Origin of the sequence: Acinetobacter lwoffii (assembly GCF_024129355.1) — a bacterium.
GTDB classification, from domain to species: Bacteria; Pseudomonadota; Gammaproteobacteria; order Pseudomonadales; family Moraxellaceae; genus Acinetobacter; species Acinetobacter lwoffii_I.
In genome coordinates, this window is the sequence record NZ_JAMXXP010000001.1 from 1 (window position 1) to 12,327 (window position 12,327).

Below are 12,327 nucleotides of genomic sequence, written 5' to 3' on the forward strand. Positions count from 1 at the left end.
ATGGCGTTTTAAAACATCAGACTGCCTATCAAAGAGATTATTTATTGGTCGAATAATCTCAAAACCTGATTGACTACCAAGACGGTATCTCATCACTTGCGCTTCGTTTTAAAGCAGGACTTTAAAACTTGCTCAGGATAGGGAACATCCATTACAGAATAAATTTAAGCTAGAATTTCAATATTGGAATTAAATAACAATAATTAAAGTCACAATGAAAGTTCCCTCTCCCTTTGGGATGAGAAGCACTGCTTCGCAAGGGGGAGAGAGAATAACAATGAAAATAGATCCCCAATTACTCACTTTCGCCAAATCAATGCGCCACACCGCCACTGATGCAGAATACCTCATGTGGCAAATTTTACGCGCTAAGCGTTTTATGAATCTGAAATTCCGCCGTCAGCATGTGATTAAGCCATACATTTTGGATTTTTACTGTCATGAAATTGGTTTAGTCATTGAGCTGGATGGCAGTCAGCATGGAACAGATGATGCGATTGAATACGATGTTGAACGAACCAAGTTTTTAGAGGCTGTGGGTTTAACTGTTGTACGGTATTGGAATCATGATGTTTTAGGAAGGACGGATGTGATTTTAGAGCATTTATGGCAAGTATGTACTGAAGTAAAGCAGACCTCTCCCTAACCCTCTCCTAAAAGGAGAGGGAATATTCATTACTAAATTCATGCAGGCATTAAATCCAATGACACTCCCTCTCCCTCGGGGAGAGGGCTGGGGTGAGGGTAATTGATCTTTTACTATATATAGTGTTTTTAATTATTAAATTATCTATATATAGTGTTTTTAATTTGACATTACATTAATGGATTTATATGATTAAAACTTAGAATAAAAAGGTATAAATATATCGATATTGAGTTGGGATGATAGTAATAGTAGTTCCTCGTTGCTCAGTAGAAATAGTAAGTTAAAACTCGCATTAGATATATTAGCAGGTGTTTTATCACGTCTAGGTAATACTGAGTGTGAAAGAACTATATTTGCCCATTTCCAAAAGATGTATCACAATCTATTATCAAAAATAGGCATTCTCGTTGATTTAGATACTTTCCTTTATCACTATATCAATAGAGAAGTTTCTAAATTTTTTTCAAAATCCTTAAAGGGTAATGAATCGGTAAGTTTACAAACATTCTTTAAAATTATTCTATTAGTAGCTTTACCAATTATTTTTATAACCACTCGTAATTTTTCAATTCAAAAAAATCTCTCTATCTCTGCTTGAGTAACTCCTATGACCAAACTGTATTTATTTACACGTTTGGGGCATATCATTAAAAAACTCAGACGTGTAGTCCAAAATTCTATTTAGAAGGTAAAGAATTTATGGCTAGACGTAAAAAGTCAAAAGCTAAAAAAAGAACTAAGGTTGTTAAATCTCAGCCAATTATCATTATTAATGAGCAACCAGAAAGTTTGCGATATTGGCAGCAGGTGTTAGTAATATTAATAGTTCCGCTATTTAATTGGATAAAAGAAATTATCCAAACATATTGGAATTAAAAAAATCCCCTCACTAAGAGGGGATTTTTTTGAATCAAACTACAGCCTTAAAGCGCCGCAATCTGCTCCATATTCGCTTTAATCTTCGCTAACTGATCAGCAAACTCAGCAAGTTTTACTTTCTCGCCTTCAACCACAGCCGCAGGTGCTTTTGCCACAAAACCTTCATTCGAAAGTTTATTGGCAATTTGATCATGCTGTTTTTGAACCTTGTCTAAGTCTTTTTGCAGACGACCCAATTCCGCTTTCGGGTCAATTAAGCCCTTCATTGGAACGAATACAGATACATGACCCACTACAGATGAAGACGACAATGGTGGTTGTTCACCGTCAGCAAGGAAAGTAATGCTCTCAACTTTAGCCAATGCTTTAAACAACGCTTCAATACGTGTGATCTGTGCTTTTTCAGCATCAGTGGTGTTTTGCAGAAGAACAGGCAATAAACGCGCATTACCTAAGCCCATCTCACCACGGATGTTACGTACCGCACCAATCAAACCTTGAAGCCATTGCATATCTGCTTCAGCCTGGTCATTAATCAATGCTTGCTCAGCAACAGGGTACGGCGCCAACATAATGGTTTCGCCCGAAATGTTGAGTTTCGGTGCAAGCGTTTGCCAGATTTCTTCAGTCAGGTAAGGCATTAACGGATGGGCCAAACGTAACGAAGCTTCCATTACAGAAAGAAGAACACGACGCACTTCAGCTTTACGCTCAACCGATACGTTTTCGTCATTCAGAACAGGCTTAGTCAGCTCTACATACCAGTCACAGTATTCATTCCAAATAAACTCGTAAATCGCTTGTGCAGCCAAGTCTAAACGGTAAGTAGCAAATGCTGTTTGCACTGCTTGTTCCACTTTTTGTAGACGGCTCACGATCCATTGTTCAGGCAATTCCCAAAGATCAGGACGTACTTCTGAACCAATCGTTTGACCTTCGACATTCATCATTACGAAACGGGTTGCGTTCCAGATTTTGTTGGCAAAGTTACGGTAGCCTTCAACACGCTTCATGTCGAACTTGATGTCACGACCGGTGTTTGCAAGCGCACAGAAGGTGAAACGAACCGCATCTGTACCGTAAGACTGAATCCCTTCAGGGAATTCTTTACGGGTTGATTTTTCAATCTTCGCCGCTTGTTTCGGGTTCATCAAACCTGTGGTACGTTTTTGTACTAAAGTTTCAAGATCAACACCGTCAATCAAATCTAATGGGTCAAGGACGTTACCCTTAGATTTAGACATCTTCTGACCTTCGCCATCACGTACCAAACCGTGAACATACACCGTTTTAAACGGCACTTGTGGCGTACCATCTTCATTTTTCATGAAGTGCATGGTCATCATGATCATGCGGGCCACCCAGAAGAAGATGATGTCAAAACCTGTCACCAATACATCTGTTGGGTGGAATGTATTTAAGAAGTAGTTTGCTTTGTCTTTTGCTTCGTCGCCAGTCCAACCTAAAGTTGAGAATGTCCAAAGACCTGAAGAGAACCATGTATCCAGTACATCTTCGTCTTGGTTTAATTGAACATCGGCAGGGATGTTGTTTTTCGCACGAACTTCAGCTTCGTCACGACCAACATATACATTGCCTTGTGCATCGTACCAAGCCGGGATACGGTGACCCCACCACAATTGACGCGAGATACACCAGTCTTGGATGTTGTTCATCCATGCCATGTACATGTTGCTGTACTGCTCAGGCACAAATTTAATGTCGCCATCTTTTACAGCTTTAATTGCAGGCTCAGCAAGCGGTGCAATTTTCACATACCATTGGTCAGTTAATAGTGGCTCAACGATCACGCCTGAACGGTCACCGCGAGGTGGCTTCAGCGTATAGGGTTGAATTTGGTCTAACCAGCCTTCAGCTTCCGCTTGTTCTACTAATTTTTTACGTGCTTCAAAACGCTCTAAACCAATGTAGTCCGCAGGCGCAGGGATGGTTTTAGAAATTTGTTCGCCCGCTTTTGCGATGTATTCAAACTCAGCCAACACTTCAGCATTTTTGTTGAAGATGTTGATGATTGGCAATTCGCAACGTTTACCCACTTCATAGTCATTGAAGTCATGAGCAGGGGTGATTTTTACACAGCCTGTACCGAATTCTTTATCTACATATTCATCTTTAACGATTGGAACAGCACGACCTGTAATTGGCAGGATGATGTTCTTACCAACTAAAGCTGCATAACGCTCATCATCAAGTGCAACCGCAACTGCTGTATCACCCAATAGTGTTTCAGGACGAGTGGTTGCCACAACGATGTAATCTTTACCATCGTGGGTACGAAGTGACTTATCTTCAAAGAAGTATTTGAAGTGCCAGAGTGAACCTGCTTCTTCTTTATCAGACTCAACTTCTAAGTCAGAAAGGGCAGTTTGTAATTTTGGATCCCAGTTCACCAAACGTTTGCCGCGGTAGATCAGACCTTCTTCGTGAAGTTTTACAAACACTTCTTTTACTGCGTTTGATAAACCCTCATCCATGGTGAAGCGTTCACGTGACCAGTCAACTGAAGAACCTAAGCGACGGATTTGACGGGTAATGTTACCGCCAGACTGTTCTTTCCATTCCCACACTTTTTCGATGAACTTTTCACGACCCAAGTCATGACGGCTAATACCTTGCGCACCCAGCTGACGCTCTACAACCATTTGCGTTGCAATACCTGCATGGTCAGTACCCGGTTGCCATAAGGTGTTTTTACCTGACATACGGTTGAAACGCGTCAAGGCATCCATGATGGCATTGTTGAAACCATGACCCATGTGCAGGCTACCAGTGACGTTTGGTGGCGGAATCATGATACAGAAAGATTCGCCTTTTTCAGACGGCTTAAAGTAACCACGCTCTTCCCAAGTTTGGTACCATTTTTTCTCGATCTCGGTCGGATCGTAGGTTGTCGCGATATTTTGCGCTGAGTCAGTCATAGTCTAAACAGATCAAAAGTGAATGAAAAATTGCATCTATTGTAGCAAAAAAAATAGTGCATGCGGCAGCTTAACCAAATGCAAACTTTAGCCAATTGGCATGTATAGCAACTCATCGTATGATAGATTGATAAAAAACGCGACTCATCGCAGCATATCAAAAAGGATAATAAGATGAGCTATAACATTTCCCTGAAGCTTCAACCCGAAACCCATCAGCGCTTTAAAGACCTTCATTCCAGATTAAATGCCGGCGAGCGAGACAGTCTTGCCAGACCCTTAGGTGAAAATCTGGCCGATATGGCCTGTGAAATTATTGACCAGATTTTTGGTCAGGTGGTGCAGTTGGCCAATTCACCGGACAGCGAGTCCGAAAAAGTGATTCAGCAGATTATGCATAACACCCGTAAATATATGCCGTGGTCGGTTTCGTTGTTTGGCAATGAGCGTCTGATGCCTATGGTGAACTATTTGCATCGCATGACCTATGAGCATCAAGGTGATGCTTTTGTTCGATATCCGGTGGAAAAATTGCTGGTGATGGAGTTGCTCGGCTGTATTGACCAGATGAAAAATGGTAATCATCAATATGTATCACCAGCTTTAAAAGCCTTTACTCAGGTGGTCGATCAAGGGGTGACACATCTGATCCGTGAACCGAAAAAAATGTTGAAATTTAATGTGGTGGTCGATAAAACCTTGAATGGGGTGATTCATATAACCACCCAGTTAGGCTATAAACGTTTTGACAAACTCGGTAGCATCTATGATGCCGATACAATGAGTTATTATTTTGAGCATTTGTTGGTATTTCTGGAAGATGAAATACCGCACCATATTCATTAAAACAAGGGAAAGAGGATTTCATGGCGAAAGTTGAAGACTTAAATGGAAAAGTGGTCTGGATTACCGGCGCATCTTCAGGGATTGGCAAGGCGATTGCACAACAATGTGCTGCACTCGGAGCACAGGTGGTACTGACTGCACGCCGGCATGCAGAACTGGAAAATGTTCGCCAAAGTCTTGCTCATCCAGATCAGCATATTTCAGTCATTGCCGATATCACCGATGAAAGTCAGGTTCGTCATGCTTATGAGCAAGTTTTGCAACAAAAAGGCCGGATCGATTGGCTGATTAATAATGCTGGGCTAAGTCAACGTGCCCTGATTCAAGACACCACCATGCAGACTGAACGCGCCATTATGGAAGTCGATTACTTCTCTCAGGTGTTTCTCACCAAAATGGTATTATCGACCTTTCTGGCACAAAAATCTGGTCGTATCGTGTTTATTTCCAGTGTGGCAGGTTTGCTCGGCACCCAGTATCGAGCTTCTTATTCAGCAGCCAAAGCAGCGATTCACATGTGGGCCAACAGCTTGCGTGCTGAAGTGGCTGATCAGGGCGTGCAGGTCTCGGTGATTTTCCCGGGCTTTGTTCAAACCAATGTGTCGTTTAATGCTTTAAATGGGGAAGGCAAGCCACAAGCCAAGCAAGATGAAGCGATTGAAAATGGTCTGTCGGCAGAGGATTTTTCCCGTCAAACAGTACAAGCCTTGCAGTGTGGCGAAGAATATATTGTGATTGGCGGCAAGAAAGAAAAACTCGGTGTGCTGGTTTCGCGTATTTCACCCAAGGTGTTATACAAAATGATTCGCAAAACCAAGGTCAAATAATTTAAAGCCTGATCAAATTCAGGCAATTTTCTCTTGCGCGAAATGAACCTGATTGCGGCCCATCTGTTTGGCCTGATACATGGCATGATCGGCCGCTAACATGGCTTCTTTAATTTGAGTAGGATGGTTAAAGAAGCTGACCCCAATACTGATAGTAAGGTAAATATGCTGCTCTTCATGATGTAATGGAGTTTCTTCAAGCTGCAACCGGATCCGTTCAGCAATTTTAAAGGCGGCATCCTTTTGAATATTATGCAAAACGAGCAGAAATTCTTCACCGCCAATCCGTGAAACCTGATCTTTACTGCGAATGTTAGCTTTAAATATCTGACTGATATGTTGTAAAACCAGATCACCGACCTGATGTCCATAACGATCATTAACTGCTTTGAAATGATCTAAATCTGCCATCAAAACTGCATGCTGTAAGGCAGGATTAGGATCTATTTTTTGAATATAGGCTTCAAAGCCACGGCGGTTTAATAATCCGGTCAGCGGGTCGTGATGGCGCTCCCGTTGCAACTTTCGCACCAGATCCAAAATTGCACAGCCAATGAATAAACCTAAAAAGATCAGATCAATCAGCAGCAGGAGCAGCTGCGTAAATGCCCATGCCGGTTCGTAATGGGCGACAAATCCCTGATCCTCAAGCAAAACAGAGAACAGCAAAGCACGTCCCATGATGATGAACGTGGTCGCGAAGGTAAAAATTTTCAGGTAACTGTCGATACGTAAGCGTGTACTCGTCCGAATAAAGGCAATCGGGCGATGCAAATAAATTGCCGCAGTAATGCTACCAATAATCAGCAAACGGACAGTCTGGTCAGCAGTCACTTGGGTAAAGTAGTAAATGCCAAACGCACCCAAGGCAATCAGGTAAATATAGTTTGGCCATACATAGTCGATTTTTAAACGCTCATAAATGGCTTTGCTGTGAAAGGTACAGGACAAGAAGTAAAGAGCAGCAATGAAACTGGAGATTTCAACTAAAACTGATGCAGATAAAACGGTATTGAGTAATATCGTCACGCCAATCAGAATTAGTGCATAAGCGTAAGATCTTAAATAATTGGGTAAGCCTTTATAATAGGAAATACTCAGCGTGATGATCCCCAGGCTCGACATGATGCTGGGCACGAGTAGACTGTAAAAATTCAAATCCGGGATCAGCATGTTGGATTATAATGTGAGCAGGTGGGTGAATAATATCATTTATTACGATGAAAAATATAAATAAAATTGACAATCAAACTGATCGAAATGACCTATAGAACTGCTTGATATTTTATAAAAATCAAAAAAATATTATCAAAATTCCTCTCACGCCTGATGATCATGGAGCTGAAAAGGCATTTGTTTTAGTTCAAATCAATGGACGTATTTATAAAATGCTACCAATTTGGACTTGTAGTTTTATCCTGAAAATTTAAGGTAGAAAAAGGATAAAAATATAAAGGATCTATCTGAATGAAAACCCCGGTGCCCGATTATCTCCAGCATGTATTAACGGTCTGTCATGATAATAATCAGGGCGCTTTGGCTGATTATATCCCTGAACTGGCAGCGGTAGATCCAAACAAGTTCGCTTTGGCGCTGACTACGGTGGATGGCACGATTTATTCCACGGGAGATGATGAAACCGAATTTACCATGCAGTCGATGTCCAAGCCTTTTGCCTATGCCTTGGCATTACAGCATTTGGGAATTCCAGCAGTACTGGAAAAGGTCGGCGTTGAACCTTCAGGAGAGGCTTTTAATCAGATTTCACTGGATAAAGAAACCAATCTTCCGAAAAATCCAATGATTAACTCGGGTGCGATCACCACGCATTCTTTGATTCCGGTACAAAAAGGCATTTCACGTGCGGAATGCTTGCGCCGTTTTTTAAGTGAGCTGGCAGGCCGTCAACTGGAATTCGACAAGCAGGTATATAAGTCGGAAGTCAAAACTGCATTCCGGAACCTATCGATTGGCTATATGCTGCGTACTGTAGGTGTGCTTGATTCGGATCCTGTGGAAATCGTCAATGGATATATTAAGCAATGTGCGATTAAGGTGACGGTCAAAGATCTGGCAAATATCTGTAGTGTGCTCGCTAATGGTGGTGTTCAGGCCAAAACTGGCAAACAGTTGTTAGAGCGTGATGTAGTGCGCCAAGTGCTCAGCGTGATGATGACCTGTGGCATGTATGATGCGGCGGGTGACTGGCTGACGACGGTGGGCATTCCTGCCAAAAGTGGTGTGTCGGGTGGAATTATCGGGGTATTGCCTGGGCAGGTGGGAATTGTGGTTTTTTCTCCTAAAATTGATGAGCATGGGCATAGTGTACGTGGGGTAGATATTTTTGAGCGTTTGTCGCGTGACATGGGCTTGCATCTGATGGAAGGGACGCCATCGGCACAGACCATTTTGCAAAGTCGTTATACAGCAGGTAAGAACAATGACATTATCGTGTATGAGCTGCGCGGTGTATTGCAATTTACCGAATCGGAAATGTTGCTGCGGATCTTGCAGGATGAGCCAGATGCTAAAACACGTATAGTCATAGACCTGACCAATTTGACTCTGATTCATGATGTGGGTGCACGCATGTTATTTGAAGGCGTTAAACGTTTACAAGCAGCTGGACACAAAGTGGTAGTCATTGATTCTGAAGGCGTATTGAGTGAAGAACAGGTAAAAGGCAATAAGCGGGTAGTAGTGACAGAAGAACTAGAGCGCTATTTGGACAAGTTGCATTAAGCCAAATCCATAGGAATGAGTATGCCTTTCATTATTTGTGCTTTTAAACTTACTCAGTAGAGGAAATGAAATATAAAAAAGCCCCGAACAGTGTCGAGGCTCTTTTCAAATCTTGAAAAGTTTATTTAATATGCTCGGCAATGTCCGTAAAGATCACGCCTAAGCCGTGTGCGCCTGCGTCCGGATAGCTTAAGCTACGATCACCGACTGTACCAGCACGGCCCATACGCGCCACGATCTCTTTGGTCGATTCTGCACCTTTTACCGCAGCCTCTGCACCAAGTATAAAGTTCTCTTTAAAAGGTTTGTCTGTATTGGCAGACCATGAATCTGCACAAGGAAACAAAGCATCAATCAGGGTTTTGTCGCCCACTACAGCGCCACGACCAAATGAACGCTCACCTGTCACTTGAATGCCTTTGACTGCTGCTTGAAGCATCTCGGCAAAATCTGCCACGCTTAGGGTTTGTTTCCCTTGAATGGTTTTACTGGCCGCACGGAATGCTGAACCCCAAATTGGACCGGACGCACCGCCACAGTGTTCCATAATAATCATGGAACTATTCAGCAGGAATTCATCCATGTGCTGCGCTTGAATCAGGCTTTGCCATTCGCGTTTCAGCTGTTTAAAACCTTTGGCAACACTCATACCAAAATCACCATCGCCTGCATGGGCATCCAGCTCGCAGAATGGCACTTCATTTTTGATAATACAGGCTGCCATCACATCGACCACATAACGCATATTTTCTATCGTGAATTGCTCATTCTGAATTTCAGCATGTTCAGCTTGGGTTTCAACCTCGGTATTGGCGGTTTGTTTTACTGCTGCTTCTTGTGCTGCAAATTCAAATGGTAGAGCAGGCGAGCCGTCAAGCTTAAAGGCAGGGGTATTGGCTTCTGCATCCAGATAGATTTTCAGTTCATCATCCACAGCAAGCAATGAAACCGATGCACCATTCATGTCGATACTGGTCATATAGTTGCCAACGAATGTGCGATAAATTTTGATGCCTTTACGCGCCAGATGTTCGCATACATCATTGTTAAACACATACAGTTCTTGCATTGGTGTTGAACCAAAGCCATTCACCAACACCGCAACTTCTTGCATGTCAGGACGGTCAAGGAATAAGTCATCGACCATACGTTGTGCCATTTCTTTCGATGGTAAGATTTTTTCACGACGAATGCCCGGTTCACCGTGGATGCCGACGCCGTATTCCATTTCATCATCGGCTAGGGTAAAGGTCGGTGTACCTTTCGCCGGAACGGTACATGAGCTATAAGCAAAACCTAAGCTAATCACGTTATCTGCCGCTTTTTGAGCCACAGCTTTGACTTCCGCAAGCTCTAAACCTTTTGATGCTGCTGCACCTGCAATTTTGTGCACGAAGATGGTACCAGCAACACCACGACGACCCACAGTGTAGAGGCTGTCTTTTACTGCGATATCATCCGCCACTTTGACATAATCGACTTTAATGCCATCTTCCATAGCTAAAGCTGCACCATTCTGGAAATTCATCATATCGCCAGAATAGTTTTTGATAATCATCAGCACGCCTTTGTCTGTTGCGACATGCTGTAGGGCTTTATAGACTTGAATTTGAGATGGCGATGCAAATACGTCACCACATACGGCAGCGTCTAACATGCCTGTACCAACAAAGCCTGCATGTGCAGGTTCGTGACCACTACCACCGCCACTGATCAGTGCGACGTTATTGTGTTTTTGTTTACGTGAAATGATTTTATGCGATTCGGTAAATTGTAGTTCAGGGTGAGCAAGGACAAAGCCTTTGCACATTTCGACAACCAGATTTTCTGGGTTGTTGATGAGTTTTTTCATGGAGGAAAGCCTTCACGTATTCTGGGAGATGTCTAAAGTCTTATTATTATGGAAATGTTTGAAATTTGCTGACTTAAAAATGTAAAAACAGATGATTTTGGGGTGAGCGTTCAGAAAAGGGGCAGTTTCAGATTTTTTATTGGTTGTTAAATTTTACCTCTCCCTAACCTTCTCCTAAAAGGAGAGGGAATGTCTATTCATAAATTCATGTCAGCATTCAAATAGTAATGAATGCTCCCTCTCCCATTGGGAGAGGGTCGGGGTGAGGGTGGAAACAGTGATTGAGTATGATTGTAGTCAATACTTCACTGATGATGGATTAGAAGCAGATCGAAACTGAGATGAAGCTTTGGCACAACTTAGGTTAGTCAATTAAATGAACTACATTTTTTCTGTAAACTATTATAAAATTTAAAAAATAAGAAAATTAGTGCTATGAAGTATTCGAAAAAACAAATCGAAAAAGCTGGATTTGACTTAATTGGTTCAGCTATTGAATTTGATAAAAAATTGTTGTCTGAAACGATGAGTGTTTTGACTGATTGGAGAGATAGTCATATTACTGCATTGGATACATGCGAAAATTTTCTAAAAAGTAAAGTCTATTCAACTGATAGCGCTGCTTTTATTGCTAAAAGAATAAAAAGAACTGAATCTATCGTAAAGAAATTAAAAAGATTTAATAAAATGAGCCTGAAAAATATGCAGGACATTGGAGGTATTAGAATTGTCTTGGCAAATAATAAAAAAGTAAAAAAATTATTTGATGAATTGTGTAAAGAACCAAATTTTATGAACGATGATGGCAATGTTAAATTCAAAGACTATATTCTAGAACCTAAAGCTGATGGATATAGAAGTATCCATATAATTGGAAAATTTTTAAATGATGATCAGGAACTCAAAAATATAGAAGTTCAATTAAGAACAGCATTACAACATTGTTGGGCTACTAGTTTAGAAATTATAGATTTATTTACGAATCAAAATTTGAAGTTGAATGAAGGCACAACAGAGTGGCGTCTATTCTTCAAGTATGTAAGTAATCAGTTCGAAATTATCGAAAGTTTAAAAGGATTTAAAAGAAATGATCAACGATCAATGGTTACAGAATATATAGAGTTTATAAAAAAAGAAGAGAACTTAAATTCGATGAATGAAGCTGTATATATACATAACTTTGTGACGAAATTAATACCAGGTAGTAGTTATACTATTGAGTCCTTATTGCAAGAATATGCGAGATCATTGCATTCAATTGATGAGAAAATTCTTAAGGGGAAATCTAAGCAAGGCTATGTTTTACTAAGGTTAAATGTTTTTACAGGGCGGTTGGATACAGAATACTATGATAAATCTCAATATTCTGAAGCGTCTAAACGATACAGTTTTTATGAAACTACTCTAGCTGCTAATAAAAGTTGGGTTGTCGCATTAGTTTCATCGAATGCCGTTGGTGGGATTAAAGAAGCTTATCCAAATTATTTTGCTGATTCGAAGGTTTTTTGGAATTACATTGCGTTAATTAGACAAGCAGCGTTTATTGGATACTTTACTAATCAAGCAAGAAAAAAAGTAAGTTAAAAAAATCCC

9 protein-coding genes are annotated in these 12,327 nt (G+C 41.2%); 6 read left to right on the forward strand and 3 right to left on the reverse strand.

Features of this window, described 5'->3' with window-relative positions; all coding sequences use genetic code 11:
- Positions 1-277: 277 nt before the first annotated feature.
- On the forward strand, positions 278-646 hold the full coding sequence (locus NI468_RS00005; protein ID WP_253098926.1) for an endonuclease domain-containing protein: 369 nt from the start codon (positions 278-280) through the stop codon (positions 644-646).
- Positions 647-1,348: 702 nt separating this feature from the next.
- On the forward strand, positions 1,349-1,525 hold the full coding sequence (locus NI468_RS00010) for a hypothetical protein (protein WP_155237102.1): 177 nt from the start codon (positions 1,349-1,351) through the stop codon (positions 1,523-1,525).
- Positions 1,526-1,572: 47 nt separating this feature from the next.
- Here NI468_RS00010 and NI468_RS00015 read toward each other — a convergent pair whose 3' ends face one another.
- Entirely contained in the window at positions 1,573-4,467 is a 2,895-nt protein-coding gene (locus tag NI468_RS00015; RefSeq protein ID WP_253098928.1) for a valine--tRNA ligase, read from the reverse strand.
- Between the two features lie 174 nt (positions 4,468-4,641).
- Here NI468_RS00015 and NI468_RS00020 point away from each other — a divergent pair, with 174 nt between their 5' ends.
- Both NI468_RS00020 and NI468_RS00025 read left to right on the forward strand, forming a co-directional pair.
- Complete coding sequence (locus NI468_RS00020; protein WP_253098930.1) at positions 4,642-5,313, forward strand: hypothetical protein; 672 nt, start codon at positions 4,642-4,644, stop codon at positions 5,311-5,313.
- 20 nt (positions 5,314-5,333) lie between these two features.
- The gene (locus tag NI468_RS00025) at positions 5,334-6,140 is read left to right on the forward strand and encodes an SDR family oxidoreductase (protein ID WP_253098932.1); all 807 of its coding nucleotides are present in this window, start codon (positions 5,334-5,336) and stop codon (positions 6,138-6,140) included.
- 18 nt (positions 6,141-6,158) lie between these two features.
- Here NI468_RS00025 and NI468_RS00030 read toward each other — a convergent pair whose 3' ends face one another.
- On the reverse strand, positions 6,159-7,265 hold the full coding sequence (locus NI468_RS00030) for a GGDEF domain-containing protein (RefSeq protein WP_253098934.1): 1,107 nt from the start codon (positions 7,263-7,265) through the stop codon (positions 6,159-6,161).
- 342 nt (positions 7,266-7,607) lie between these two features.
- Between NI468_RS00030 and NI468_RS00035 the strand changes: the two genes are divergently transcribed.
- Positions 7,608-8,882 (forward strand): glutaminase, encoded by a 1,275-nt coding sequence (locus NI468_RS00035; RefSeq protein ID WP_253098936.1) that lies wholly within the window; start codon positions 7,608-7,610, stop codon positions 8,880-8,882.
- Between the two features lie 121 nt (positions 8,883-9,003).
- Here NI468_RS00035 and dhaK read toward each other — a convergent pair whose 3' ends face one another.
- A complete protein-coding gene (gene dhaK, locus NI468_RS00040) occupies positions 9,004-10,734 on the reverse strand; it encodes a dihydroxyacetone kinase subunit DhaK (protein ID WP_253098938.1) in 1,731 nt (576 codons plus the stop codon).
- A 435-nt stretch (positions 10,735-11,169) separates the two neighbouring features.
- Here dhaK and NI468_RS00045 point away from each other — a divergent pair, with 435 nt between their 5' ends.
- The gene (locus tag NI468_RS00045; protein ID WP_253098940.1) at positions 11,170-12,318 is read left to right on the forward strand and encodes a RelA/SpoT domain-containing protein; all 1,149 of its coding nucleotides are present in this window, start codon (positions 11,170-11,172) and stop codon (positions 12,316-12,318) included.
- Positions 12,319-12,327 lie beyond the last annotated feature (9 nt).

Excerpts from the sequence above, each read along its gene's own strand:
- NI468_RS00005 (WP_253098926.1), top strand. The coding sequence starts at position 278 with ATGAAAATAGATCCCCAATTACTCACTTTCGCCAAATCAATGCGCCAC.
- NI468_RS00010 (WP_155237102.1), top strand. The coding sequence starts at position 1,349 with ATGGCTAGACGTAAAAAGTCAAAAGCTAAAAAAAGAACTAAGGTTGTT.
- NI468_RS00015 (WP_253098928.1), bottom strand. The coding sequence starts at position 4,467 with ATGACTGACTCAGCGCAAAATATCGCGACAACCTACGATCCGACCGAG.
- NI468_RS00020 (WP_253098930.1), top strand. The coding sequence starts at position 4,642 with ATGAGCTATAACATTTCCCTGAAGCTTCAACCCGAAACCCATCAGCGC.
- NI468_RS00025 (WP_253098932.1), top strand. The coding sequence starts at position 5,334 with ATGGCGAAAGTTGAAGACTTAAATGGAAAAGTGGTCTGGATTACCGGC.
- NI468_RS00030 (WP_253098934.1), bottom strand. The coding sequence starts at position 7,265 with ATGTCGAGCCTGGGGATCATCACGCTGAGTATTTCCTATTATAAAGGC.
- NI468_RS00035 (WP_253098936.1), top strand. The coding sequence starts at position 7,608 with ATGAAAACCCCGGTGCCCGATTATCTCCAGCATGTATTAACGGTCTGT.
- dhaK (WP_253098938.1), bottom strand. The coding sequence starts at position 10,734 with ATGAAAAAACTCATCAACAACCCAGAAAATCTGGTTGTCGAAATGTGC.
- NI468_RS00045 (WP_253098940.1), top strand. The coding sequence starts at position 11,170 with ATGAAGTATTCGAAAAAACAAATCGAAAAAGCTGGATTTGACTTAATT.